Source organism: Sphingomonas metalli (genome assembly GCF_014641735.1).
Lineage (GTDB): Bacteria > Pseudomonadota > Alphaproteobacteria > Sphingomonadales > Sphingomonadaceae > Sphingomonas > Sphingomonas metalli.
On sequence record NZ_BMIH01000002.1, the window covers coordinates 871191 to 894380 of the forward strand.

The 23190-nt window shown below is 64.4% G+C and carries 30 protein-coding genes; 24 read left to right on the plus strand and 6 right to left on the minus strand.

The window, feature by feature from the left end:
* Window positions 1-20 precede the first annotated feature (20 nt).
* From IEX18_RS10130 to IEX18_RS10195, 14 genes are all read left to right on the plus strand, one after another.
* Window positions 21-407: a DUF190 domain-containing protein gene (locus IEX18_RS10130; protein ID WP_229664493.1), complete on the plus strand. Its 387-nt coding sequence runs from the start codon at window positions 21-23 to the stop codon at window positions 405-407.
* Between the two features lie 2 nt (window positions 408-409).
* Window positions 410-847 (plus strand): EamA family transporter, encoded by a 438-nt coding sequence (locus tag IEX18_RS10135; RefSeq protein ID WP_043060744.1) that lies wholly within the window; start codon window positions 410-412, stop codon window positions 845-847.
* 23 nt (window positions 848-870) lie between these two features.
* Entirely contained in the window at window positions 871-2730 is a 1860-nt protein-coding gene (locus tag IEX18_RS10140; RefSeq protein WP_061780587.1) for an alkaline phosphatase family protein, read from the plus strand.
* On the plus strand, window positions 2727-3305 hold the full coding sequence (locus IEX18_RS10145; RefSeq protein ID WP_150426783.1) for a histidine phosphatase family protein: 579 nt from the start codon (window positions 2727-2729) through the stop codon (window positions 3303-3305). Before IEX18_RS10140 ends, IEX18_RS10145 begins: the two co-directional genes overlap by 4 nt.
* On the plus strand, window positions 3302-3514 hold the full coding sequence (locus IEX18_RS10150) for a hypothetical protein (protein WP_043060745.1): 213 nt from the start codon (window positions 3302-3304) through the stop codon (window positions 3512-3514). The genes IEX18_RS10145 and IEX18_RS10150 overlap by 4 nt, the downstream gene beginning before the upstream one ends.
* Window positions 3511-4329 (plus strand): ABC transporter ATP-binding protein, encoded by an 819-nt coding sequence (locus IEX18_RS10155; protein ID WP_043060746.1) that lies wholly within the window; start codon window positions 3511-3513, stop codon window positions 4327-4329. The genes IEX18_RS10150 and IEX18_RS10155 overlap by 4 nt, the downstream gene beginning before the upstream one ends.
* Window positions 4326-5144, plus strand: a complete 819-nt coding sequence (locus tag IEX18_RS10160; RefSeq protein ID WP_229664494.1) for a universal stress protein — start codon at window positions 4326-4328, stop codon at window positions 5142-5144. Before IEX18_RS10155 ends, IEX18_RS10160 begins: the two co-directional genes overlap by 4 nt.
* Window positions 5145-5147: 3 nt before the next feature.
* Window positions 5148-5777, plus strand: a complete 630-nt coding sequence (locus IEX18_RS10165; protein WP_076718498.1) for a 2,3-bisphosphoglycerate-dependent phosphoglycerate mutase — start codon at window positions 5148-5150, stop codon at window positions 5775-5777.
* A gap of 13 nt (window positions 5778-5790) precedes the next feature.
* Window positions 5791-7092, plus strand: a complete 1302-nt coding sequence (eno, locus tag IEX18_RS10170; protein ID WP_229664495.1) for a phosphopyruvate hydratase — start codon at window positions 5791-5793, stop codon at window positions 7090-7092.
* Complete coding sequence (locus IEX18_RS10175) at window positions 7089-7901, plus strand: undecaprenyl-diphosphate phosphatase (protein ID WP_188658598.1); 813 nt, start codon at window positions 7089-7091, stop codon at window positions 7899-7901. The genes eno and IEX18_RS10175 overlap by 4 nt, the downstream gene beginning before the upstream one ends.
* Before the next feature lie 55 nt (window positions 7902-7956).
* Window positions 7957-8343 (plus strand): fluoride efflux transporter CrcB, encoded by a 387-nt coding sequence (crcB, locus tag IEX18_RS10180; RefSeq protein ID WP_061780585.1) that lies wholly within the window; start codon window positions 7957-7959, stop codon window positions 8341-8343.
* 103 nt (window positions 8344-8446) lie between these two features.
* Window positions 8447-8704: a PepSY domain-containing protein gene (locus tag IEX18_RS10185; protein WP_052814241.1), complete on the plus strand. Its 258-nt coding sequence runs from the start codon at window positions 8447-8449 to the stop codon at window positions 8702-8704.
* Window positions 8705-8741: 37 nt separating this feature from the next.
* A complete protein-coding gene (locus IEX18_RS10190) occupies window positions 8742-9458 on the plus strand; it encodes a sulfite exporter TauE/SafE family protein (RefSeq protein WP_188658599.1) in 717 nt (238 codons plus the stop codon).
* A gap of 58 nt (window positions 9459-9516) precedes the next feature.
* A complete protein-coding gene (locus IEX18_RS10195; protein WP_061780584.1) occupies window positions 9517-10254 on the plus strand; it encodes a sulfite exporter TauE/SafE family protein in 738 nt (245 codons plus the stop codon).
* Here the strand turns inward: IEX18_RS10195 and nhaA are convergent.
* From nhaA to IEX18_RS10215, 4 genes are all read right to left on the minus strand, one after another.
* On the minus strand, window positions 10247-11428 hold the full coding sequence (nhaA, locus tag IEX18_RS10200) for a Na+/H+ antiporter NhaA (RefSeq protein WP_043060751.1): 1182 nt from the start codon (window positions 11426-11428) through the stop codon (window positions 10247-10249). The two genes, IEX18_RS10195 and nhaA, sit on opposite strands and share 8 nt — an antisense overlap.
* Window positions 11429-11754: 326 nt before the next feature.
* A complete protein-coding gene (locus tag IEX18_RS10205; protein WP_373284538.1) occupies window positions 11755-12300 on the minus strand; it encodes a DsrE family protein in 546 nt (181 codons plus the stop codon).
* A 28-nt stretch (window positions 12301-12328) separates the two neighbouring features.
* The gene (locus IEX18_RS10210) at window positions 12329-12739 is read right to left on the minus strand and encodes an ArsR/SmtB family transcription factor (RefSeq protein ID WP_043060753.1); all 411 of its coding nucleotides are present in this window, start codon (window positions 12737-12739) and stop codon (window positions 12329-12331) included.
* On the minus strand, window positions 12736-13359 hold the full coding sequence (locus IEX18_RS10215) for a peroxiredoxin (RefSeq protein WP_043060754.1): 624 nt from the start codon (window positions 13357-13359) through the stop codon (window positions 12736-12738). Before IEX18_RS10215 ends, IEX18_RS10210 begins: the two co-directional genes overlap by 4 nt.
* 72 nt (window positions 13360-13431) lie before the next feature.
* On the opposite strand from IEX18_RS10215, the gene IEX18_RS10220 reads away from it, so the two are divergent.
* From IEX18_RS10220 to IEX18_RS10265, 10 genes are read left to right on the plus strand one after another with little or no spacing between them, the layout of a single operon-like run.
* Window positions 13432-14361, plus strand: a complete 930-nt coding sequence (locus IEX18_RS10220) for an MBL fold metallo-hydrolase (protein WP_174521626.1) — start codon at window positions 13432-13434, stop codon at window positions 14359-14361.
* Complete coding sequence (locus tag IEX18_RS10225; protein ID WP_043060755.1) at window positions 14361-14801, plus strand: YeeE/YedE family protein; 441 nt, start codon at window positions 14361-14363, stop codon at window positions 14799-14801. The genes IEX18_RS10220 and IEX18_RS10225 overlap by 1 nt, the downstream gene beginning before the upstream one ends.
* A complete protein-coding gene (locus IEX18_RS10230; protein WP_043060756.1) occupies window positions 14801-15226 on the plus strand; it encodes a DUF6691 family protein in 426 nt (141 codons plus the stop codon). Before IEX18_RS10225 ends, IEX18_RS10230 begins: the two co-directional genes overlap by 1 nt.
* An 18-nt stretch (window positions 15227-15244) precedes the next feature.
* The gene (locus IEX18_RS10235) at window positions 15245-15679 is read left to right on the plus strand and encodes a protein tyrosine phosphatase family protein (RefSeq protein WP_043060757.1); all 435 of its coding nucleotides are present in this window, start codon (window positions 15245-15247) and stop codon (window positions 15677-15679) included.
* Window positions 15676-16908 (plus strand): NAD(P)/FAD-dependent oxidoreductase, encoded by a 1233-nt coding sequence (locus tag IEX18_RS10240; protein WP_188658600.1) that lies wholly within the window; start codon window positions 15676-15678, stop codon window positions 16906-16908. Before IEX18_RS10235 ends, IEX18_RS10240 begins: the two co-directional genes overlap by 4 nt.
* Window positions 16905-17687, plus strand: a complete 783-nt coding sequence (locus tag IEX18_RS10245) for a sulfite exporter TauE/SafE family protein (RefSeq protein WP_188658601.1) — start codon at window positions 16905-16907, stop codon at window positions 17685-17687. Before IEX18_RS10240 ends, IEX18_RS10245 begins: the two co-directional genes overlap by 4 nt.
* A gap of 29 nt (window positions 17688-17716) precedes the next feature.
* Entirely contained in the window at window positions 17717-18496 is a 780-nt protein-coding gene (locus IEX18_RS10250; protein ID WP_229664496.1) for a TlpA disulfide reductase family protein, read from the plus strand.
* Window positions 18493-19119 carry a DsbA family protein gene (locus IEX18_RS10255; RefSeq protein ID WP_188658602.1) on the plus strand — a complete coding sequence of 209 codons (627 nt, stop codon included), beginning with the start codon at window positions 18493-18495 and terminating at the stop codon, window positions 19117-19119. Before IEX18_RS10250 ends, IEX18_RS10255 begins: the two co-directional genes overlap by 4 nt.
* A 2-nt stretch (window positions 19120-19121) precedes the next feature.
* Entirely contained in the window at window positions 19122-19763 is a 642-nt protein-coding gene (locus tag IEX18_RS10260; RefSeq protein WP_188658603.1) for a DsbA family protein, read from the plus strand.
* Between the two features lie 21 nt (window positions 19764-19784).
* Window positions 19785-20675 carry an MBL fold metallo-hydrolase gene (locus IEX18_RS10265; protein WP_188658604.1) on the plus strand — a complete coding sequence of 297 codons (891 nt, stop codon included), beginning with the start codon at window positions 19785-19787 and terminating at the stop codon, window positions 20673-20675.
* A gap of 96 nt (window positions 20676-20771) precedes the next feature.
* Here the strand turns inward: IEX18_RS10265 and IEX18_RS10270 are convergent, their stop codons facing one another.
* The gene (locus IEX18_RS10270) at window positions 20772-22541 is read right to left on the minus strand and encodes a chloride channel protein (RefSeq protein ID WP_229664497.1); all 1770 of its coding nucleotides are present in this window, start codon (window positions 22539-22541) and stop codon (window positions 20772-20774) included.
* 16 nt (window positions 22542-22557) lie between these two features.
* Window positions 22558-22839, minus strand: a complete 282-nt coding sequence (locus tag IEX18_RS10275) for a hypothetical protein (RefSeq protein ID WP_150426775.1) — start codon at window positions 22837-22839, stop codon at window positions 22558-22560.
* Window positions 22840-23190 lie beyond the last annotated feature (351 nt).

Here is a 23190-nt window from a genome sequence, read left to right on the forward strand (position 1 = left end):
TCACGCCCAGCGAGATCGGGATGATCCGCATCTACATGAAGCCGTCCGACAAGGCTGCGGGCGCGCGTAGCTTCTGGTCGCGCAAACCGCTGTACCGCGAGCTGGTCGCGCAGGCGAAGCGCGACGGCATTATGAACGCCGTCGCCCATCACACCCATTACGGCTACAGCAATCATGGCCCGATTCGGGAAAATGGCTCCGAGATTTCCGATCCGCACCTGACCATGTGTGTCGAGCTGATCGGCCAGCGCGGCGAACTCGAACGCTTCTGCGAGGGGCATGGCGATCTGCTCGCGGGCAAAGTGATCGTCTACAAGCATCTGGAGCATTGGAGCATCGGTCCGGGCGGCGTCCGGCATGAAGATGCGGTGCCCGCCGAGCTGGCCGATGAAACGGGGCAGGCGTGAGAGTGGGAAGCGTCAGCTCCTCCTCGTGGCTCGTCTGGGCGCTGGGTTCCGCCGGATTTGCCGCGCTGACCGCGATCTTCGCCAAGATCGGGGTCGAAGGAATCAACTCCGACCTGGCGACCCTTTTCCGCACGCTCGTGATTGTCGTGGTGCTGACCGCCCTGCTCGCGCTTACCGGCAAATTTCAGCCCCTCGGGACCATCGCGCCACGTACCTGGCTGTTTCTCGGGCTGTCCGGCCTGGCGACCGGCGCGTCATGGCTCTGCTATTTCCGCGCCCTGAAGATCGGCGACGCAGCGCGGGTCGCTCCCATCGACAAGCTGAGCGTCGTTTTTGTCGCCGTCATCGGCGTGACGCTTCTTGGTGAACACCTCTCCCTGCGGGGCTGGTTCGGCATCGGTTTGATCGGTGCCGGCGCCGTGCTCGTCGCGCTTGCCTGATGCCTTTCGAACGGAAACCAACGATGCGCTATCTCCCGATCGTCGCCGCTGCCGTCGCCATTGCCGCTACACCGGCACTCGAAGCTCGCACCGCAAAGCGCGCCCGCACTCCGCACAACGTCATTCTGGTCGTCATCGACGGGTTGAGAGGCAAGATCGTCACCCCTCAAACCGCGCCTGAACTGGTCCGGCTACGGGATGCCGGGACCTACTTTCCCAACAGCCATTCGGTATTCCCGACGTTCACGACCGCCAATGCCTCCAGTCTCGCGACCGGCCATCAGCTTGGCGATACCGGCGATTTCAGCAACACGATCTGGACGGCCGCCCCGATCGCAAGCGCGGCGGGCAGCGTCACCCCGTTCCTCGAAAACGATGCCGTGCTCGGCGAGGTCGATACGCACTTCGGCGGCAATTACCTCAACGAAACGACTGTTCTCGAAGCCGCACGCAAAGCGGGATACGGCACCGCTGCGATCGGCAAGCTCGGCCCAGCGCTTATCCAGGATCACCTCGCTCGCGACGGTATGACGACGATCATCGTCGACGACTCCACCGGACGGCCGGGCGGCATCGCGCTTTCGCCCGACACTGTCACAGGAATGACCAGGGCGGGGCTGCCGCTCGTCGCACCGGACAGGGGTGCCAACGGCCGTTCGGGGGACGCTCGCACACCCGGCACGCGCGAGGCCAATCGTGCGCAGCAGGACTATTTCATCGATGTCGCCACCCGCGTGGCGCTGCCGTCATTCAAGGCACGTCACCGGCCTTTCGCGATGGTCTTCTGGTCACGCGATCCCGATGGGACCCAGCACAATCAGGGCGACAGTCTCAACCGCCTGACGCCCGGAATTAATGGTCCGACGACCTTTGCTGCGATCCGCAACGCGGATGGAGATCTCGCAAAGCTGCGAACGGCGCTCAAGCGGCTTGGCCTAGATCGGACGACCGATATCATCGTCACGTCGGACCACGGCTTTTCCACGATCTCGAAGCAAAGCGACACGAGCCGTGCAGCACGGACGCGGTATGCCGATGTTCCTGAAGGCTTCCTCCCGCCCGGCTTTCTCGCGCTTGATCTGGCGTCGGCGCTGAATATGCCGGCATTCGATCCCGAGGCCGGCAACGCGCCGGTGACAACGGGTGCTCATCCCAGTCGCGGCAACGCACTGCTGGGGGCCGATCCCTCTCATCCCGACATCGTGGTTGCCGCCAATGGCGGGTCGGACCTGTTGTACCTGCCTGGACGCGATCCGACGCTCGCGCGCCGTATCGTCACCGCGCTGCTTGACCAGGATTATATCAGCGGAATCTTCGTCGATGATCGGCTCGGCTCGATCGCCGGCACGCTGCCATTATCGTCGATCAACCTCAAAGGGGCAGCGCTGCCCCCCGTACCGTCGATCGTCGTCATCTTCCGCTCGGCAACGACCGGCTGCGCAATACCGACGAACTGTCAGGTGGAGGTGGCGGATACGACGCTGCAGCAAGGCCAGGGCATGCACGGCAGCTTCGGCCGCGGCGACACCCTCAACTTCACAGCGGCGATCGGCCCCGATTTCAAACGGCGTTTCGTCGATCCGGCACCGGTCAGCAACGCGGATATCGGACACACGATGATGGCCTTGCTACGCCTCTCCCCGACGCCGCATGGTGCGCTGACCGGCCGGGTATTGAGCGAAGCGATGCCCGGGGGGCGGATGACCCCCTATGTCCGGGGCGAGCAGCGATCCGCTGCCGCCGGGAATGGTCTCGTCACCCTGCTGCGCTATCAGGAGGCGGCAGGCATTCGTTATCTCGACGCCGGGGGTTTTGCGGGCCGCACTCTCGGCCTGGCTGATGTGGCAGCACCTGAAGCCGCTGGCCGGGGAGCGCGTCGATGACGGGGCTGCCGCAATTCTGGCTTGTCCGTCATGGTGAGACGGCCTGGAGCCTGACACGTCAGCATACGGGTCGAAGCGACATTCCCTTGACGAAGGGCGGGGAGGAAGCTGCCCAACGCCTGAGCGAGCGCCTGCCGGCACGTCCCTTTTCGCAAATATGGTCCAGCCCGTCGCAGCGCGCGCGTCGAACCGGCGAACTGGCAGGCTTCTCCCGGAAGATCGCAATCGTCGATGACCTCGCGGAGTGGGATTACGGTGCCTACGAAGGTCGAACCACGAAAGAGATTCTGGCCGATCGCCCGGATTGGATGCTGTTTCGCGATGGCTGCCCGCAAGGTGAAACACCTGACGACATCACGGCGCGGGCGGATCGCGTCGTCGAACGCCTGCGGGCCTCCACGTCCGACATCCTGATCTTTTCCAGCGCCCATATCCTGCGGGTGCTGGCTGCGCGCTGGCTGGGGCTTCCCGCCGCGGCCGGTGCGCTCTTCATCCTCGACACCGCCAGCATCAGCATTCTCGGTTACGAGCACAATGATGCCGAGCGGGTCATTCGCGGATGGAATCTGGCATGAACCGGACTGCCCTCCTCGCATGGGCGATAGGGGGCATCTTCGCACCGCTGGGCGGGATCAGCGCCGGCATCATCACTTACGCCGAATATAGCCAGCACCGGCTTCCCAAGGGGCGGGCAGCCCGTGAGGCCCTGCGAAGCGGGGCGGTGGCGACGGTCGTCCTCCTGACGGTCACCGGCCTGTTCGGTTGGTGGGTGGGCCGGTCATGACGAACACGCATGACGATGCCTCTCCGCTCATTCTTGAGGGCGTTGTGACCGAACTGAGCGGCCGGATCATCCACGACGGTGTGGACCTCGTCATGAAGCGTGGCGAGGTTCTTGGCTTGGTCGGCGCGTCGGGATCGGGAAAATCGGTTCTGCTTCGATGCATTATCGGCCTGCTGCCACCGAAAGCGGGCACCGTCAGGCTGTTCGGAGACGATCTGTACCAGGCTGACGACCGGACGCTGGCCGCGATCAAACAGCGCTGGGGCGTGCTCTTTCAAGCCAACGCACTGTTTTCCGATTTCAGCGTTCTGGACAACATCGCGATGCCGCTGCGCGAACATCACGGTTTGCCGGAAGAGCTGATCCTGTCGGTCGCAAGAATGAAGGCGCTCGCATCGGGACTTCCCGAGGATGCGCTGTGGAAGTTCCCGTCCGAGCTTTCCGGCGGGTTGCAAAAGCGTGTGGGGGTGGCGCGGGCGATCGTGCGCGACCCGGATCTCATCCTCCTCGACGAACCGACTGCCGGTCTCGATCCGATCATGGCAGCACAGATCGATGCCCTGATCGGTGGTCTGGCAAGCGAACTAGGCCTGAGCGTGGTGGTCGTGACCCACGACCTCGATACCCTCTACACCATCTGCGACCGTGTCGCGGTTCTGTCGGATCGCACGATCCTTGCCGTCGCCCCCGTCCGTGAGCTGGAGCACAGCCAGGACCCGTGGCTCCGCAACTATCTGCTGGGCACACGGACGCGGGCCGGGCGCATAGCTGATCCAAAAGTCGTTCATCCCTCGCCACAGGAGATCATGTCATGAAGCTGCTTGCTGTCATCGTGGGCGCGGACAGCGCGCCTGCCTGTCTGGATGCGGCGGTTCTTGCCGCAAAAGCATTGGGCGACGCTTCGATCGAAGCACTCAACGTCGTCGTCGATCCCGATAGGATTCACGCCTCCAGCGATGAGGAAATCCAGTTCCAGCGCATGCGCGAACGTGATGAAGGGACCGCGCAGGAGCGTGCCGATGCGGCCCATGCCGCCTTCGTCGCGTGGAACGCCGGGGCAGGCGAGGACACGCCACGGGTATTCTGGCGGTCGGTCGTCGGCACGGAAGAAGCCGTCGTTACGAGCGAGGCCGCGAACGTCGATGCGCTGATCGTGGTCGCGCGCGAACAGAGCATGGACAGTGGCGATGCCATTCACGCAGCCCTCTTTTCCACCGACAAACCGGTCCTGATCGTACCACCGCACTGGCAGCCCGGTGCCGTCACCGCATTCAGCCATATGGCTGTCGGTCTCAGCGACAGCGATACGGCCCGCCATGCGATCAGGGAGGCGGCACCATGGTTGCGGGTGGCAAGCCGGGTCACCGCGATCCGCATCGGCGAGGATGGCGATCCGGCGCTGAAGCTCGAGGCGCTGCTCGACGAACTGTGCGTGACGCACGAACTTCATGTCGTCCCCCGACAGGGTGACAATCTGGGTGCGCAGCTCGTCGCGGAAGCCAAGGCTGTCGGAGCCGATCTACTGGTGACCGGCGCCTACCGGCACAACCAGCTCGTCGAATGGTTCATGGGCGGCACCACGCGGCATCTGCTCGCCGCAGCCGAAATCCCGTTGCTGATGGCCCATTGAACGATGAACGGAGCTGCCCATGCGCGCCTGATCCTGCTTCGACATGGAGAAAGCGAAGCCAACGCCGCCAATCGCTTTACCGGATCGGCCGATCCCGCATTGACGGCAAACGGGCGCGGACAGGCCGACGCCGTTGCCCGTCAGTTGCTGGACCGCGGCATTCGGCCCGCCCGCATCTTCCGGTCGACGCTACGCAGGTGCGCCGACACCACTGCCATCGTCACGGCCGTGACCGGCAGTCAGGACGTTCCCGTCATCGCAAACCTGGCTCTCAACGAACGCGATTACGGCGCGCTGACAGGGCTGAACAAGGCGGAAGCCGCAGATCGGTACGGCGTCGAACAGGTGCTGCGCTGGCGCCGCTCCTATGCCGATGCACCGCCCGACGGGGAGAGCCTGCGCGATACGGCAGCGCGCGTGCTCGCCTACCACATCCACGTCATGCTGCCTGCCATTATGCAAGGCGGCGCCACGCTGGTCGTGGCGCACGGCAACAGCCTGCGCGCACTCGCCATGGCGCTCGACGGCATCGATGCGGTCGGGGTCGAGACGTTCGACATCCCGACCGCCGGTGCCATCCTCTACGAATTCGCCGCAACGACCGCGATCCTCGATCGCGCGATCATCTCCTGACAGGAAATTTCCCATGTCCATCGACAGCCAGATCGCCCGTCTCCAAGCCCTGGAAATCCTGGATTCCCGGGGCAATCCGACCCTGTCCGTCACGGTGACGCTGACGGACGGAAACTCGGCAACCGCCTCGGTCCCGTCCGGGGCTTCGACCGGCCTGCACGAAGCCGTCGAACTTCGCGACGACGACCGTAACCGTTACGGCGGCAAGGGCGTGCGGCGCGCTGCCGCTCATGTCGAAGGCGAGATTGCAGATGCACTCATGGGGTTGGATGCCCGCGCGCAATCCGACATCGATCATGTGATGATCGCACTCGACGGCACCGACACCAAGGGCCGGCTCGGTGGCAACGCCATCCTGGGCGTTTCCATTGCCGTCGCGCGCGCCTCCGCGCTGGCACAAGGGCGACCACTCTACCGGAGCCTGAACGACGCCGATGACTATCTCCTGCCGGTGCCCTGCATGAACGTCCTGAACGGCGGCAAACATGCCGACAGCAGCCTGGACTTCCAGGAATTCATGATCGTGCCGCACGGTGCGCCGGGTTTCGCGGAAGCCGTGCGCTACGGTGCGGAAACCTATGCCGCCCTGCGTAGCCTGTTGCACGACCGCGGGCTTGCGACCTCGGTGGGTGACGAGGGTGGCTTCGCGCCTCGGCTCGACAGCAACGAGGCCGCCTGCGAGCTGATCGTCGCAGCCATCGAACGTGCAGGGTATCGCCCCGGGGTCGATATCGCGATTGCGCTCGATCCCGCCGCATCGTCCTTTGCCGAGGGTGAGAGCTATCACCTGTCGCGGTCGCGCACCCGACGGCTCGATCGGGCGGCACTGCTCGCACTCTACGGGCGCTGGATCGATGCCTATCCGATCGTCTCGATCGAAGACGGCTTTGGCGAGGAAGACTGGGCCGGGTTCATCGATCAGACCGCCGACCAGGGCGATCGGATACAGATCGTCGGGGACGACCTGTTCGTCACCAACCCCCGCATCATCCGTGAAGGCATCGCCCGACACGCTGCCAATGCCGCCCTCATCAAGCCGAACCAGATCGGAACGGTGACGGAGACGATCGAGGCCGTCCGCATCTGCCAGCAAGCGGGATGGGGGACGATGGTGTCGCATCGCTCCGGTGAAACCGCAGACGACTTCATCGCCGACTTTGCGGTCGCGATGGGTGCAGGCCAGATTAAGTCGGGCGCCCCGTGTCGCGGCGAGCGGCTTGCCAAATATAACCGCCTCATCGCGATCGAGGCGGAGCTGGGCGATCGTGCCCGCATGGCGGCTCCGTTTGCCCGTTACGTCGAGAGGCGGGCATGATCGATCCTACCGCATTGGTCGCACCCGTCGTCCTCGGCATTGTCGAGGGCCTGACCGAGTTCATTCCCGTCTCCTCGACGGGCCACCTCATCCTCACCGAGCGTCTGATCGGCTATGAGGGACGGCAAGCGGGCATCGTCGATGTCGTCATCCAAGTCGGCGCGATTCTGGCAGTCTGCTGGCTCTATCGCGCAAAGCTGTGGTTGGTGGTGACCGGATTGAAGGGCGATGCCGGCGCACGACGCTTTTCGCGCAACGTCCTCATCGCCTTCATTCCGTCCGTCATCGTCGGCGGACTGGCACACGACTTCATCAAACAGGTGCTGTTTTCGCCCTATGTCGTGGTCGTCAGCCTTGTTGCAGGCGGGATTGCGATCCTCGTGATCGAACGGTGGGCCAAGCGCCGTGCGGTCGTTGCCGGCGACGTCGAACACCTGTCGCCATCGCTCGCGCTCGGGATCGGGCTTTGCCAGCTTCTCTCGCTCATCCCCGGCGTGTCTCGCTCCGGCGCGACCATCATGGGCGGCGTTGCGTTGGGTGTCGAGCGTCGAGCGGCCACGGAATTCTCGTTCTTCCTGGCGATCCCGACCATGTTCGGCGCCGCTACGCTCGATCTCTATAAGAACCGCGACATCATCGGGGTCGATGACGTGATGGCGATCGGTGTCGGGCTGGTGGTGTCGTTCGTCGTCGCGATGGCGGTCGTAAGATGGCTCGTCCGCTACGTCGGTCGGCACGGTTTCGAGCCGTTCGGGTGGTATCGGATCGTCTTCGGCTTCGTGGTCGCCGGGTTGCTCGCCTCGGGCTGACCGACGCGCTGCCTTCCGTCGGCTTCTTTGCCACTCTGCAAGCAACGGAATGACAATGCCTCTTTGGACAGGTTTCCTGGTCGTGTTCCTTGGCTCGGGCATCGGCGGAATGCTGCGCCACGGGGTTGGTCTGCTTGCCCTGCGTTTCACGGGTGCGAACTTTCCCTGGGGTACGCTCGTCATCAACGTCGTCGGCTCGGCGTTGATGGGCCTGATGATCGGCCTGTTCGCGGCAAGGAGCATCAACGATCCCGAACTGCGGCTGTTCGTGACGACCGGACTGATCGGCGGCTTTACGACATGGTCGACCTTCTCGCTGGATATCGTGACGTTATGGGAACGCGGCGAGATCGGCTCTGCCATTGCTTATGCCGCTGCCAGCATCGTGCTGTCGTTGACGGTCCTGGCAATCGCCCTTCTCGCCGCGCGGCGCTGGGGATGATGCGAACAGCTGCACCAACGCACGGTGTTGACCGATACTGATATCGATCAGGAACGCTCTCGAAAGAATGACGTTTGCCCGGAACTGCAACGGGAGAATTTTCATGAAGATGCTGCTTGCGGCAACGGTCGCGATCGCGTTGGCGACGCCTGCTTTTGCCGATAATGACATGCCCACCAAGGCGCAGCGCGCATCGGTGATGAAGGCAATCCGCGCCGCTGGCTGCACCAATCCGACGAAGGTCGAGCGTGACGACGGTGGATTCGAGGTGGACAACGCCCGTTGCAAGGACGGCGTGTACGATCTGAAGCTGTCAGCGGACTACAAGATCATCTCGCGCGAGCGCGAGGACAACGACTGACCATGCCCGGCGCTCGCGCCGGCAGGCCGGGCGCCGCATGACTGACTATTTGCTACTCGTCCTGGGTGCGTTCTTTGCAGCCGCAATCTCGGGGTCTGCGGGCTTCGGAGGCGCATTGTTGCTCCTGCCGCTCCTCAACCAAGTCGTCGGCGTGACCGAAGCAGTGCCGCTGCTGACGATCGTCCAGATCATCGGTAACGGTGCCCGTGCCGTCATGAACTGGCAGCAGATACGCTGGCGCCCGATCTTGCTGTTTCTCGCGGCGGCCATTCCGCTGTCGATGCTGGGGGCATTGTCCTTCGCATCACTTCCGACCAGCCTCGTCACTCGCCTGGTCGGTGGAGCGATCCTGTTGCTCGTCGTTCTCAAGGCGACGGGTATGATCGCGTTCAAGCCATCGCGCCGGGTTCTGGTCGTCGGGGGTGGCATTACCGGCCTGCTATCCGGCCTTGTGGGCAGTGCCGGACCGCTCGGCGCCGCGGTCTTCCTCAGCCTCGGCCTGCCCCCGCTCGCCTATGTTGCGAGCGATGCGACTGCGGCCATTGCCATGCACGGTGCCAAGACCATCGTTTATGGCGCGACGATCGATCTTGGACCGGCTTTCTGGCCCCTTGCGATTGCGATGGGCCTCGCGATGATCGCCGGCACCTGGGCCGGGCGCTCGCTTATCAAGCGACTGCCCGTCGACCGCTTTCGCCAATTCGTGATGGTCCTGCTCGCACTGATCGCGGTGCAGATGATCGTCATGGGCTGACAATAGGGGATCGGCGCAATAGCCGTATCCCGTCACTGCTTATCCGAAAGTCCGTGCGATGGATGCCTCCACCGTACTGCTGCTCGCCCTTCTGATGATGGCGGGTGCGGCACTCTACACCTCGGTCGGCCATGCCGGCGCATCGGCCTATCTGGCGATCATGGCGCTGTTCTCGCTGCCCGCCGAGACGATGCGCCCGACCGCGCTGATCCTCAACATTCTCGTCGCAAGTTTCACGACCTGGCGCTTCGTGCGCGCCGGGCAATTCAATGCAAGGCTGCTGCTGCCGTTCGTGATCGGCGCGATCCCGGCCGCCTATCTGGCAGGGCAAGTCCATCTGCCGGGGTACATCTACCGCCCGATCGTCGCGGCCGTGCTGCTGCTTGCCGCGATCCGCCTGTTGTGGCCGTCGAAGCATGAAGCGCCGGAACCGGTGCCGCCTCGCCATGGAATCGCGATCCTCTCCGGAGCGGGCATCGGCGCGCTGTCTGGGCTGACCGGGACAGGGGGCGGCATATTCCTCAGTCCGCTCGTGCTGCTCCTGGGCTGGGAGACGCCGCGCCGCACGTCGGGACTGTCGGCCGCCTTCATCCTGTGCGTCTCGATCGCCGGGTTGCTTGACAACCTCACGTCGGTCGGCCGGTTGCCGCGCGAGTTGCCGATCTTTGTCGTGGCCGTCTTTCTCGGCGCGCTGATCGGCACCCGGCTCGGTGTGTCGAAGCTCGATTCCCGGCGCCTGCTTCAGGCGCTCGGCGCTGTCCTTCTGATCGCAGCCGGGAAACTGGCGCTCACCTGACGTTGCCCCCGGAATCACGCTTGGCCCATCGCAGTGTGAAATAGCCGAGCAGACCGGAAATCAGCGAGCCGGCAAGAACACCGATCTTGGCCTCCGCCTGGAGGAGGGGACTGCTCGGAAAGGCGAGCAGCGTGATGAAGATGCTCATCGTGAACCCGATGCCGCACAGGAGCGCTACCCCGAGCATCTGAAGCCGCCCCGCATGTGCGGGCCTGTCGGCCAGCCCCAGCCTGACCGCGATCGACGCAAAGCCGAAGACGCCTCCGACCTTGCCGAGCAGCAATCCTGCCGCGACGCCGAGCGTGACGGGCGCGACCAGCGCGCTCGGCGGGAGCCCCAGCACCGGCACCGCGGCATTCGCCAGCCCGAAGACGGGAACGATCAGAAAGCTCACCGGCAGATGCAGGGCATGTTCCAGTCGATGCAGCGGGCTGACGCAGGCATGGTCGGATCGACCGGGAGTGCGCTCCATCGGTATGGTGAAGGCCAGCATGACACCGGCGAGCGTCGCGTGGATGCCCGAGCGCAGAACCAGTACCCAAAGAACGATGCCCACGAGAAGATAGGGCGACAGGCGTCGTACCTTGAACAGGTTGAACCCGATCAAAACCGCGAGCGCCGCTCCCGCCCCCGCTAGTGCAGGCAACGAGAGGTCGGCCGTGTAGAACAGCGCGATGATGAGCACCGCGCCGAGATCGTCGATGATCGCCAGCGCCGCGAGAAACACGCGCAACGATGCAGGCACGCGATTACCGAGCAGTGCGATGACGCCCAGCGCGAAGGCGATATCGGTCGCCGCGGGGATCGCCCATCCGGCCGCGGTCGGTCCGGCATTGAATGCGAGATAGATAAGAGCGGGCACGATCATGCCGCCGGCGGCTGCGATGCCCGGCAGGACGCGCCGCGGCCATGTCGAGAGCTGGCCGTCTACTACCTCGCGCTTGATCTCCAGCCCGACGAGCAGGAAGAACACCGCCATCAGACCGTCATTGATCCAGTGTTCGAGCGACAGCGGCCCGACATAGGCGTGCAGCATCGCTGCATAACCCGGTCCGAGAGGCGAGTTGGCGATGATGAGCGCAACCACCGCGGCGGCCATGAGAACCAGTCCGGCTGATGACTGTGCTTCGAGAAAACGGCGGATCGCACTGGGGTGCGATTGGGCATGGCTCATCAACAGGGTATCCGGACGTGAGAATTCGGACGCTGGCGGCCCGACCAGCGTAAGAACCTGCCCACCTCCGAATATGGCGGCGAACACCCGGGGAGAGCTATCGCATCGTCACATCATCAGGGCAACGTCATGTCGTGCCGTGAGCCCATCGTACAATTGAAACGATCCAAGCAGGCCCTTGAGAGCTGCAGCGGCCGCTATCATCAAACAGGCGGTCGACATCCGATCGGTATCCGAGGTCTTATCGCTCGTCCCACCAAGGAACGGCCAACGAGACGAGGGGACGTTCTCGGAATCGATCGCGCTTCGGGACAGTGTGAAAGCGATCAGTCCGGGATCAATGCCCAACCGCGTATCTGCAACGTCGCCATCGTCGTAAGCGCCGACACATCGACTTCGACGACCTTGTCGACCTCAGCAGGGGCAATCCCGTTCCCGACCAGAGCCTGGCTGCACACCCGAACGGACACGCCTGCTCGTTTCAACGCCGCTATCAGGGCAAGATTAGGGTTCGTGGCAGCGCCGGTTTTCGTCGCATACGCCCCATTTTCAGCAATAATCGGTGTCGCCGGGCCGTGGACGATCACGACCACATCTCCCTGTGCTGGCCGCACGTTGTCCGCGCCGAGCAGATTCAGAAAGCGCGCGACCTTCTCCAGCGAGGGATTGACCTTGTCGGGGGATGACGCCGCCTTCGTCACGCTGAACAGTACCCGATAGCGCAGGGAGCGGTCCGGCCGCTCAACCGCGCCTTCTACCGGCGTGATCTTGCCATAGCCGGCAATCACGGGCTGTTGAGCGGTGCCTCCCGCTGACCCGGCACTGCTCATGACGGCAAGGCATCCTGCAACTGCGATAACGGGAAGCCGCATCTCATTTTTCCTTCCACAACCGGAATGATCATCCGACCCTCGCAAACACGGCCGCGCCCATGTTTCGCGGCCGCGCGGCAACCGACGCCCCGCGCGCTCGCGCCGGACGGGGAGCGGGAGCTGCTTCCTCCACGGCTGTATCGTCAGCGCCGAACATCGCTTCCAGCGTGCGCACGCACAGTGCAGCTGCGTCATCGGCAAGCCGGTAGTGAACCTGCTTGGCTTCACGTCTTGTCTTCACCAGATCGGCGCGGCGCAGCTCGGCAAGCTGCTGGCTGAGGGCCGGTTGGGTCACGCCGGTAGCAGCCTCTATGTCCGCAACCTGACGCTCACCGCCGAGCAGATAGGACAGGATCATGAGGCGCTGAGGCTGGGCGAACACGCGCAGCTTTTCGACCGCCGCATCGGCGATCGCGCGGGATTGATGGATCGCTGTCATCGATCGGCCTTTAACTGATGAAACCAGTCGTCACCGGCGCTACCCGGCAAGGCAGGCGGCAGCAGGACATCATCACCCGGCTGCCAGTCGGCCGGCGTATAGGCTTGCCCATCGGCCGAACGCTGCAATGCCCTGACTGTGCGGAGCATCTCGTCGACGGATCGCCCGACGTTCATCGGATACCAGTTGAGCGCACGGATAATGCCTTCGGGATCGATGAAATAAGTCGCGCGGACGGCTGAGGCGTCGCCGGCCTGTTCGTCGAGCATGCCGTAGGCGTAACCCACCGCCATCGACGGGTCTTCGACGACCGGGAACGGCACCTCTACACCGAAGACATCCTTGATCGCGCGCAACCAGGCGACGTGCGAATACAGGCTGTCGACCGACAACCCGAGCAGGACGCAATCCAGCTCCTCGAATTGCGGTGCGGCCTTCGCCAAGGCCACGAACTCGCTGGTGCAGACCGGCGTGAAATCAGCCGGGTGCGAAAAGAACACGACCCAACGACCACGATACTGATCGAGCGACATCTCGCCCTGCGTCGTGCGGGCAATGAAATTCGGGGCCGCGTCCCCGATGCGCAACGAGCGCGGTACGTCTGCATCCATCGTTTCCATGCTTTTCAGATGGCACGGGCAGCCCGTTGACGCAAGCAGATTATACAACTACATAAACCATGAAATCAATAAATGGAGACGATCGTGGAGTCGGCGTTAAACAAGGCAGTTGCGCAGATTGAACGTGCGAAGGCGGCAGGAGCGCCGATTGTCCATTCCTTCTTCGATGAGCCGACCAACACCGCGACCTACGTCGTCTGGGACCCTGCCACGCGGAAGGCGGCGATCGTCGACAGCGTCCTGGACTTCGACGCCGCGGCAGGCCGCACCGGGACGACATCAGCGGACGCGGTCATCGCATATGTGCGGGAGCACGGCCTCTCGATCGAATGGCTGCTCGAAACCCATGCCCATGCCGATCACCTGTCTGCGGCGCCCTATCTGCAAAAGGTGCTGGGTGGTCAGCTCGCGATCGGCCGCGAGATCATTCGCGTGCAGAACGTCTTCGGCAAGATTTTCAACGCCGGAACCGACTTCGAACGCGACGGCTCCGAGTTCGACCGCCTGTTCGACGATGGCGACCGTTTTGCGATCGGCGACATCGAGGCCATCGCGCTGCATGTGCCGGGGCACACCCCCGCCGACATGGCCTATGTCATCGGCGACGCGGTCTTCACCGGCGATACCCTCTTCATGCCGGATTACGGCACCGCACGCGCGGATTTCCCCGGTGGTGATGCGCGCCAGCTATTCCGCTCGATCCGCCGGCTGATGCAGTTGCCTGACGAGACGCGACTGTTCCTGTGCCACGACTACAAGGCTGCGGGTCGCGACCGGTATGTCTGGGAAACGACCGTGGGCGCGCAGCGCGTCGGCAACGTCCATGTCCACGAAGGGGTGAACGAAGACGACTTCGTCGCGATGCGCACCAGTCGGGACGCCACCTTGGCGATGCCCAAGCTCATCCTGCCGTCGGTGCAGGTGAACATGCGCGGCGGCCATCTGCCGGCGCCGGAAGCCAACGGCACCCGCTACCTCAAGATTCCACTGGATGCGCTGTGATGCCCGAATTTTTTCCCCATGCCATGCCGCTTGCCGGCTTCATCGGTGGCCTGATGATCGGTGTCGCTGCGGCGATCATGTTGCTGGGCAACGGTCGGATCGCCGGGGTCAGCGGGATGTTCGCGCGTGTCCTCGGCCTCTCCGAAGGGGGCGCTCCCTGGATGACAGCACTGCTTTTCACGGCAGGGCTGCCGCTGGGTGCGGCGCTGGCCGCGGCCGATGTGGATGTGGAAGCCCGCTTCCCGACATCCCTTGGGCTGATCGCCGTCGCCGGGCTGATCGTCGGGATCGGTACGCGGCTCGGCGCGGGGTGCACCAGCGGTCACGGCGTCTGCGGCCTGTCGCGCCTGTCGCCGCGGTCCATCGTTGCGACGGGTACGTTCATGGCGACCGGTATCGCCACCGTGACCCTCATGCGTCTGGCGGGAGTGGTATCGTGATGCGCCAGAGCCTCCTTTCGCTCATGAGCGGCACGCTGTTCGGCGCCGGCCTCGCCGTGTCCGGCATGATCGATCCTGCGCGGGTGCGGGCGTTCCTCGACGTCGCCGGTGCCTGGGACCCGACCCTCGCCTTCGTCATGGCCGGAGCGATCCTGCCGATGGCGCTGGCCTGGCTCATCGTGCGTCGGCGCTCCACGCCGATCGTCGCCGAGCAATTCCATACGCCCGCCACGTCGCCGATCGACGCGCGCCTCATCGGCGGTGCCGCCCTGTTCGGCATAGGCTGGGGCCTTGTCGGCCTGTGCCCGGGCCCTGCCATCGCCGCACTCGCGATCCAGCCTGCCCCCGCGCTGCTCTTCATCGCTGCAATGGCGCTCGGCGCAGCCATCCACTGCTTCGCACTCACCCCACGCCGTTCGGCGTGACCGGATAGGAGACGTCACATGGCCTTCAAGAAGATCACATCGTCCTTCTCGGCTGCTCCCCAACTTACCCGAAATGACGTCGCTGCTGCCGCACAGGCAGGATACCACTCGATCATTTCGAGCCGGCCCGATGGCGAGGAGCCAGGGCAGCCGAGCGCGCACGAAATGGCCCGGATCGCCGAAGAACATGGCCTTGGGTTCGCCCATGTCCCGATCGTGCCGGGCAAGGCGACCGATGCCGATGCGGACCGGATGAAGGAAGCGCTGGCCTCGCTGCCGGGGCCGACGCTCGGCTTCTGCCGAAGCGGCACGCGGGCGGCCACCCTATGGGCGCTGGCGGAGGCGGATCACGCCGATCCGGCGACGATCATCGGTCAGGCCAAGGCAGCCGGATACGATCTGGCCGATCTGAAGTCGGCGCTCGCCCGCCGTTCCGGAAAGGCCGGCAAATGACCTACGACATCGTCATCATTGGAGGCGGAGCCGCGGGTATCGCAACGGCCGCCAGCATTCTGAAGCGCAACGCCCAAGTGTCGATCGCGGTCGTCGATCCGGCCCAAGATCACTATTATCAGCCCGGTTGGACGTTGGTCGGGGCGGGCGTTTTCACCCCCGAACAGACCCGCAAGGCGGAAGCCGACGTGATGCCCAAGGGCGTCGAATGGATCCGGCTGCCTGCGATTGCCATCGACCCCGAGCGTCGGGCGATCACCCTGGGCGACGGGGATACGATCGCTTACCGTGTCCTGATCGTCGCCCCCGGCCTGCGCCTCGCATGGGAAAAGATCGCCGGGCTTCCCGAAGCACTCGGCCGCAACGGTGTCACGTCCAATTACCGCTACGATCTGGCACCTTACACCTGCCAGCTTGTCCAGGAATTGCAGCGGGGACGCGCGCTGTTCTCGCAACCGCCGATGCCGATCAAATGCGCCGGCGCTCCTCAAAAGGCGATGTACCTGTCCTGCGACATCTGGCGCGATCACGGTGTTCTTCCAGCGATCGACGTCGAGTTTCACAACGCCGGCCCGGCGCTGTTCGGCGTTGCGACCTACGTCCCTGCGCTGATGGAATATGTCGGGAAGTACGGGATCGACCTCAGGCTCGAATCCAACCTAGTCGCGGTCGACGCCGATCGGCGTATTGCCACGTTCGAGCACAAGCGGGACGGCGTCAGCGAGCGGGTCGAGCGCGAGTTCGACATGCTCCACGTCGTGCCGCCTCAGGTTTCGCATGACGTCGTCGCCAAAAGTCCGCTCGCGGCGGCAAACGGCTTCGTCGAGGTCGATGAGGCCACGCTGCGCCACAAGCGGTACGACGACGTCTTTGCCTTGGGCGATGCTGCCGGGACGAGCAATGCGAAGACGGCCGCGGCAGCCCGCAAGCAGGCACCCGTGGTGGCGGTCAACGCGCTCGCCGCACTCGATGGTAAAGCCCCAGTCGCCGACTATGACGGTTATGGATCGTGCCCGCTTACCGTCGAGCGCGGCAAGATCGTCCTTGCCGAGTTCGGCTATGGTGGAAAACTCCTCCCCAGCTTTCCGTCGTGGCTGCTGAACGGCACGCGCCCGACGCGCGCGGCCTGGTTCCTGAAGGAGCGGATGCTGCCCCCGATCTATTGGCAGGGCATGCTGAAAGGCCATGAGTGGATGGCGGCTCCGCATGAGATCGGCAAGGCGGCATGACCCTCGAACCGATCCAGTATCTGCTGGGCGCGCTGTCGGGCAGCCTGGTGGGCTTCACCCTCGGTCTGGTCGGCGGGGGAGGCTCGATCCTCGCTGTCCCGCTCATGGTCTATCTGGTGCGCGTGCCCAACGCCCACCTCGCCATCGGCACGAGCGCGTTCGCGGTCGCCGCTAACGCTGCAACCGGGCTGATCGGTCATGCAAGGGCGCACACCGTTAAATGGCGCTGTGGCGGCATGTATGCGACCGCCGGCGTCATCGGTGCCCTGTTCGGCTCCACTGCGGGCAAGGCCGTCGACGGCGGCAAGCTCCTATTCCTGTTCGCGCTGGTCATGGTCGTCGTCGGCGTCCTGATGCTGCGCGGGCGGGGTGACACGGGTAGCCCGGGAGCGGAGTGCAACCGGGAAAAGGCACCGAAGGTGCTGGGCTATGGCCTCGGCACCGGTCTGTTCTCGGGCTTCTTCGGCATCGGCGGGGGCTTTCTGATCGTCCCCGGCCTGATCGGGTCGACGGGCATGCCGATTTTGAACGCTGTCGGCACGTCATTGGTCGCCGTCACCGCGTTCGGGCTGACGACGGCCGCCAATTACGCGTTTTCCGGTCTGGTGGACTGGCCGCTCGCTTTCGTGTTCATCGCCGGTGGGGTTGTCGGTGGCCTGATCGGCACGCGGATCGCGAAGCGCCTCGGCACCGGCGGCACGCTCACCACGGTCTTCGCCGTCCTGATCTTCGTGGTGGCGGCCTATATGATTTGGAAGAGCACGGCCGCGTTTCTCTGATGGGGGGTGCGATTGCCATCGGGCCGCTGATGCTGGTCGTCGATCGCGGGCTTGCTGTGCTATGCATCGTCGTGTTCCTTGGCCTCACGACGCTGGCCGGTCGGTTCCGCTTCCCTCGCGTATCGGCAGCCGCAACCAGCGCCATCGTCGCTGGAATGGTCGCGGCGCGGACCGGTTACGTCGCAGCGCATTGGTCGAGCTACGCCGACGCTCCGCTGTCCATCCTTGCCGTGTGGAAGGGCGGCTTTTCCCCCGTCGCAGGGCTTCTCGGCGCTGCGGCGACGCTGGCCACCCGGCTTGGCCGCTCAAGCGCGCTGGCGGCAGGCTGGGGAGCGTTGGCTGTTGCGGGTGGCCTCTGGTTCTCGCTTCAGGCCCTGATGCCTCCCGTGACCTACGGCCCGTTCCCCTATCATTTCAACCTGACGACCCCGTCCGGCGCTCCGCTTCCGCTTGATCGCCTCCGTGGCAGGCCGTTCGTGGTCAACCTGTGGGCGACATGGTGCGGCCCGTGCCGGCGTGAGCTGCCGATGCTCGATGCGGTTGCATCGCGCCCTGGCGAGGTCCCGATCCTTCTTGCCGATCAGGGCGAGGCACAAGCGATCGTCAGCGGCTTTCTCGACCGTGAAGGTGTCGGTGCGCGGCATGTCGCGCTCGACCCCGATCGCGGGCTTTCCCAAGCCCTGAAGGTGGTGGGATATCCCGCAACGGCTTTCGTCGCAGGCGACGGCACGATCGTGCAGCTCCAGCTCGGCGAATTGTCACGCGCTGCCCTCGCCGATGGAATCGAATTAGCAAGGAAACACCGATGAACCGTCGCAACCTGTTGTCGCGGGGCCTCCTGGCTGCGCTTGCCTTCGCCGCACCGATCACGCCTCTCATGGCCCAGCAGCCCGATCTGTCGCGCAAGTCCGTCGTCGATGATCCCGCGGCTCCCAAGCGCGCGGGCAAGACCTATGATGTCACGGTGGTCGAGTTCTTTGACTACAACTGCCCCTATTGTCGTCGCATGGAGCCGGTGCTGAACGCCCTGCTTCACTCCGACCCGAAAGTACGGGTCGTGTACCGGGACTGGCCGATCTTCGGACCTGCCTCGCGTGAGGCGTCACGCGCGGCCGTCGCGAGCCAATGGCAGGGCAGGCATGCCGCCTTTCACGAGGCCCTCATGACCTCGCCGGCGCGGCTCGACAGCGCGGGCGTCAAGGCAGCGGCTGCCAAAGCCAGGGTCGACTGGCCCCGTCTGCAACGCGATTTGAAGACGCGTGGCGCCGAAATCGACGCACTGCTCACGCGCACCGATAGCATCGCCCAAGCGATCGGTTTCAACGGAACGCCGGCGTTGATCGTCGGCTCGCAGGTCGTCGCCGGTGCTGTCGATCTCCCGACGTTGCATCGTCTCGTCGCGGAAGCGCGCAAAAAACCTGCGGCGCGCTGACCATGCCCGGGCCGCTCAATCGGAGACAGCTTGCCGGCTTAGGCGCGGTGGTCGTGGGTGGTTGGGCAGTCGGGCAGGTTCTGTGGCGTACCGCCCCGATCGGGCGCGACGTCGGGCCGACCGCTGACCTGATCCTGGCCGGCAATGGCTCGCCTGAGGACGGGCCTGCCGACGCTACGCTCCGGCTTGCCGTGTTCAGCGACTATCGTTGTCCGGCTTGCCGTCACGGGTTTCCCGCGCTGGAAGAGGCTGTGCAGCGCGACGGCAAGGTGCGGGTCATCTACAAGGACTGGCCGATCTTCGGTCCACCATCCGAACGTGCCGCAAGCGTGGCGCTCGCGTGCGCCGAGCAAGGGATTTACCCAGTCGTCCACCGTGCGTTGATGACGGACAGCCGCACGATCGACGACGCAATGCTGCGGGACGTCGTGATGCGCGCTGGCGGCGACTGGCTGCGCGCGACGACTTGGCTTGCGGCCCATGCTGACGCTGTCGCAGCCCGCCTGCGGGCGAACGGTCAGGAAGCCTATTCGATCGGGCTAGCCGGCACCCCGGGTTATCTTGCCGGTCGCCTGTTGGTGATGGGCGCGATCGACACCGGCGATTTCAAACGGCTGTTCGCGCGTGCGCGGGAAGAAAGCTGACGATGCGAGAGGATACGAAACATGATCGAGTATAATCACAAGGGCATGACGATCGCGTCACTCCATGACGAGCGCACCGGCAGCTTCCAGTATGTCGTAGTTGACGAGGCCACGAAGGTCGCCGCGATTATCGACCCGGTCCTCGATTTCGATCCGCGCGCCGGTGCGACCGCAACCGACAATGCCGATTTGATCCTCGAATATGTGCGCGCGAAGCGTCTTACAGTAGAATGGGTACTCGATACCCATTCCCACGCCGATCACTTCTCCGCTGCTCCGTACCTTGCTGAAAAGACAGGTGGCAAAACCGCGATCGGCGCCAAGGTCATAGAGGTGCAGAAGCTTTGGCAGGACATCTACTGCCTGCCCGACCTGCCCGTCGATGGCAGCCAGTGGGATCGCCTGTTCGCCGATGGCGAGCAGTTCAGGATCGGCTCGCTCGACGCGCACGTCATGCTGTCGCCCGGCCACACGCTCGCCTCGATCACCTATGTCGTGGGTGACGCGTCGTTCGTTCACGACACCCTTATGGTGCCTGACAGCGGCACGAGCCGGGCGGATTTCCCTGGCGGGGACGCGCACGCGCTTTGGCGCTCGATCCGCGCTATCCTCGACCTCTCGCCTGAAACCGCCACCTATGTCGGGCATGACTACGGCAAGGACGGTCGCGAGGTAGTCGGCCGCTCGACCGTGGCGGACCAGCGCCGAGACAACATCCATGTGCGCGACGGCATAGACGAGGCGGAGTTCGTGGCGACCCGCGAGAAGCGCGACGCTTCGCTGCCATTACCCGACCTGATGCTCGCTGCGCTTCAGGTCAACATTCGTGGCGGCCGGCTCCCCGATGCGGAGGCGTGCGGGACGGCTTTCCTCAAGGTGCCTTTGAACCGCTTCGGCCCAGCTGCGGAATAGTCCGGTCTGCCGCGATGCGTCTGATAGCGGACCGGACGCTCCTGACATTCTCTCCTTCTAACTGCGACGAGCAAATCAGCTCGTCGTGGTCAAATATCAATCCTCGCGAAACATCTCGCGCTGAGACTTGTCCAGTTCCTCGGCATAGCGTCGTCGGGCATAGGATTCCGATAGAATGCCGAGGACTTTGCCGTCACCGGCGACAATGGCCATTTCGTCGGCTCCTGCGGTATCGAACGCTGTCATGACCTCCTTGATGCCTTCGTCAGGCTCCAGAACCTGCTCCCTGTGGATCGCGAGCGTTCCGACCGCGTCTGTTGTCGACACACCCTCAGCAAAGGCGCTGGCCGTCTGTACGATCCCAGCGTAACGATCCTGATCGTCGATCACCACGACCCGGCTCGTCGATCCTAACGGGAAAAGCCGTCGAAACTCGGCGACAGTGATCCGGGCGGGCGTCGCCCGCTCTACCTTCCGCATCATCCGTCCGGCGGTCAGCGTGCGAACCCAACCGACGTCGCGGGCACTCTTGATGGTTTCTCCACGAAGATGGAGACGCCACGTCGAGAAGGAATAGCCGAACGTCTCGCGTACGATCGTCGACGATACCAGCCCAGCGGCGATGGTCGCGCCGGCGAGGGAGAAGTCGTGCGTCGCCTCCAACACCAGCATCGCCATCGTCATCGGGCCCCCGACGACCGCAACGGCCAGCGCCGCCATCCCCACCAGCGCTGCATTAGTAGGATCGACCAGCGGATGCCCTGCAAGCCAACCCAGTCCACCCGCGTAGAGCTGGCCCAGAAGACTGCCGAGGAAGAGCGATGCGAAAAAGAGTCCGCCTCGGAAACAGAAGGCCAGCGATACGATCGATGCCGCGCTTTTCAGAACGAGAATGGCTGCCAGGATCATCAGCGGCACGCCATACTCCAGATCGATGTGAAGGGCGCCGTGACCCGCCGACAGGACTTGGGGTGTTAGCCAGGCCAGCGGAACAAGCAGCACCCCTCCGATGATGGGTCGCAACGAGGCGCGGATCGGCAGGCGTCGGCTCAGCGCCTCGACATCGGCCACGGCGCGCATCAGCAGGATGCCGATCGCCGCGGCGATGGCGCCGAGGCCGGCGTAGATCAGGTAATGGTGGGTCTGAACCTGCTCGCCGACCGTCGCGTCGACGATGTAAGGCTGCGCACCGAAGCCCTGTGCCACGAGCACGCCGGATAGCGACGCTGCCGCAACGGGTGCGATCGCAGCGGGTGTGTAGGCACCGATGACGATCTCGAACGCGTAGAAGGCACCTGCCAGCGGTGCACCGAATGCCCCTGCAATGGCTGCACCGGCACCGGCCCCTACGAGGACGCGAAGGTCGGCGCGTCTCAGCCTGAACCATCCGCCCGCGATCGATGAGACAAGCCCCCCAAGCTGCGCATAGGCGGCTTCGAGGCCGACCGAGGCGCCGAAGCCGTTCGAGATGATCGTCTGGCCGGAGATAACAAGACTGTCGCTCCACGACATGCGACCGCCGTGCAGAGCATTGGCCTCCACCGCGTCGACCATCTTCCGGGCTCGCGCCTTCACGACCCACGAGAACAGCGCCAGGATGGCACCGCCGAGGGGCAGCGCGAGGAGCGCCAAGGCGGGGATCGCCGGCGTCGAGCTCAGGCGCTGTCCGCTTGGCAGCGCGAATAGCAGGTGCTGTATGGTCCGGGCGATCGCGCCTTGCACCACACTCAGCAGACCGGCAGCACCGCCGATTACAACGGCCAGAAGGATAAGGAACGCCTCGCTGGCACGCACTCTTCGGCGCAACCATGACGCCGCCATTCGCAGTGCTGTGACGTCCAGCCTCATGCCATCGTCATCACGCATGTCGCGCCGTGCGCCTTTAGTCGTCATCACGAAGGAGCACCGCGAACACAATCAGGGCGATGGCACCGCTGAGCGTCCAAAGCACAACCGAACCCGCCCATGTCTCTGTCCAGGCGGCAGCGGTCAAGCTGATCAGCAGGGTGATAATGAGTAGCGGCGCGAGGAGAGGAGAGCCGGGAAGACGCATGGTCCCCGTTAGCCCCAAGCTCTTGTCCGGACTATCCTTCTTGGTCGAATTGTCCTTCGGCAGCGCATCCGGAACAGTTTGTGCGGCAAGCCGAGCGCGATGCGCGGCCAAGGCTCCTTGCTTCCGTTCCGCTCCCTGAGGAGGCCATTAGAAGGCTCGGAAAGGGAAGCCTCATTGTCGTTTGATTCGCTGTACCGTCGTCTCTCTATCGTTGCTGGTCTGACCGTGGTTACCGGATGCGTTCCGGCCGGACGACAACCCCTGCCACCCGCATCCGTACCGATCACCGTCCAGACGACCACACCCGTCCGGATACCGCCGAAATTGGTGCAACCCCGGCCACAGCCATCTGCCGGCCTGCTCAATGTGTAGGGCGGTGACAAACCCGGCCACGGGAGCGCCGGCATAGGTGCCGGTGCGGCGGAGAGAAATCCTGCCAGTGGTAAGCTGCTCCATTTGGGG

Excerpts from the sequence above, each read along its gene's own strand:
- IEX18_RS10130 (WP_229664493.1), top strand. The coding sequence starts at position 21 with ATGATCCGCATCTACATGAAGCCGTCCGACAAGGCTGCGGGCGCGCGT.
- IEX18_RS10140 (WP_061780587.1), top strand. The coding sequence starts at position 871 with ATGCGCTATCTCCCGATCGTCGCCGCTGCCGTCGCCATTGCCGCTACA.
- IEX18_RS10145 (WP_150426783.1), top strand. The coding sequence starts at position 2,727 with ATGACGGGGCTGCCGCAATTCTGGCTTGTCCGTCATGGTGAGACGGCC.
- IEX18_RS10150 (WP_043060745.1), top strand. The coding sequence starts at position 3,302 with ATGAACCGGACTGCCCTCCTCGCATGGGCGATAGGGGGCATCTTCGCA.
- IEX18_RS10155 (WP_043060746.1), top strand. The coding sequence starts at position 3,511 with ATGACGAACACGCATGACGATGCCTCTCCGCTCATTCTTGAGGGCGTT.
- IEX18_RS10160 (WP_229664494.1), top strand. The coding sequence starts at position 4,326 with ATGAAGCTGCTTGCTGTCATCGTGGGCGCGGACAGCGCGCCTGCCTGT.
- IEX18_RS10165 (WP_076718498.1), top strand. The coding sequence starts at position 5,148 with ATGAACGGAGCTGCCCATGCGCGCCTGATCCTGCTTCGACATGGAGAA.
- eno (WP_229664495.1), top strand. The coding sequence starts at position 5,791 with ATGTCCATCGACAGCCAGATCGCCCGTCTCCAAGCCCTGGAAATCCTG.
- IEX18_RS10175 (WP_188658598.1), top strand. The coding sequence starts at position 7,089 with ATGATCGATCCTACCGCATTGGTCGCACCCGTCGTCCTCGGCATTGTC.
- crcB (WP_061780585.1), top strand. The coding sequence starts at position 7,957 with ATGCCTCTTTGGACAGGTTTCCTGGTCGTGTTCCTTGGCTCGGGCATC.
- IEX18_RS10185 (WP_052814241.1), top strand. The coding sequence starts at position 8,447 with ATGAAGATGCTGCTTGCGGCAACGGTCGCGATCGCGTTGGCGACGCCT.
- IEX18_RS10190 (WP_188658599.1), top strand. The coding sequence starts at position 8,742 with ATGACTGACTATTTGCTACTCGTCCTGGGTGCGTTCTTTGCAGCCGCA.
- IEX18_RS10195 (WP_061780584.1), top strand. The coding sequence starts at position 9,517 with ATGGATGCCTCCACCGTACTGCTGCTCGCCCTTCTGATGATGGCGGGT.
- nhaA (WP_043060751.1), bottom strand. The coding sequence starts at position 11,428 with ATGAGCCATGCCCAATCGCACCCCAGTGCGATCCGCCGTTTTCTCGAA.
- IEX18_RS10205 (WP_373284538.1), bottom strand. The coding sequence starts at position 12,300 with ATGCGGCTTCCCGTTATCGCAGTTGCAGGATGCCTTGCCGTCATGAGC.
- IEX18_RS10210 (WP_043060753.1), bottom strand. The coding sequence starts at position 12,739 with ATGACAGCGATCCATCAATCCCGCGCGATCGCCGATGCGGCGGTCGAA.
- IEX18_RS10215 (WP_043060754.1), bottom strand. The coding sequence starts at position 13,359 with ATGGAAACGATGGATGCAGACGTACCGCGCTCGTTGCGCATCGGGGAC.
- IEX18_RS10220 (WP_174521626.1), top strand. The coding sequence starts at position 13,432 with ATGGAGACGATCGTGGAGTCGGCGTTAAACAAGGCAGTTGCGCAGATT.
- IEX18_RS10225 (WP_043060755.1), top strand. The coding sequence starts at position 14,361 with ATGCCCGAATTTTTTCCCCATGCCATGCCGCTTGCCGGCTTCATCGGT.
- IEX18_RS10230 (WP_043060756.1), top strand. The coding sequence starts at position 14,801 with ATGCGCCAGAGCCTCCTTTCGCTCATGAGCGGCACGCTGTTCGGCGCC.
- IEX18_RS10235 (WP_043060757.1), top strand. The coding sequence starts at position 15,245 with ATGGCCTTCAAGAAGATCACATCGTCCTTCTCGGCTGCTCCCCAACTT.
- IEX18_RS10240 (WP_188658600.1), top strand. The coding sequence starts at position 15,676 with ATGACCTACGACATCGTCATCATTGGAGGCGGAGCCGCGGGTATCGCA.
- IEX18_RS10245 (WP_188658601.1), top strand. The coding sequence starts at position 16,905 with ATGACCCTCGAACCGATCCAGTATCTGCTGGGCGCGCTGTCGGGCAGC.
- IEX18_RS10250 (WP_229664496.1), top strand. The coding sequence starts at position 17,717 with ATGCTGGTCGTCGATCGCGGGCTTGCTGTGCTATGCATCGTCGTGTTC.
- IEX18_RS10255 (WP_188658602.1), top strand. The coding sequence starts at position 18,493 with ATGAACCGTCGCAACCTGTTGTCGCGGGGCCTCCTGGCTGCGCTTGCC.
- IEX18_RS10260 (WP_188658603.1), top strand. The coding sequence starts at position 19,122 with ATGCCCGGGCCGCTCAATCGGAGACAGCTTGCCGGCTTAGGCGCGGTG.
- IEX18_RS10265 (WP_188658604.1), top strand. The coding sequence starts at position 19,785 with ATGATCGAGTATAATCACAAGGGCATGACGATCGCGTCACTCCATGAC.
- IEX18_RS10270 (WP_229664497.1), bottom strand. The coding sequence starts at position 22,541 with ATGCGTGATGACGATGGCATGAGGCTGGACGTCACAGCACTGCGAATG.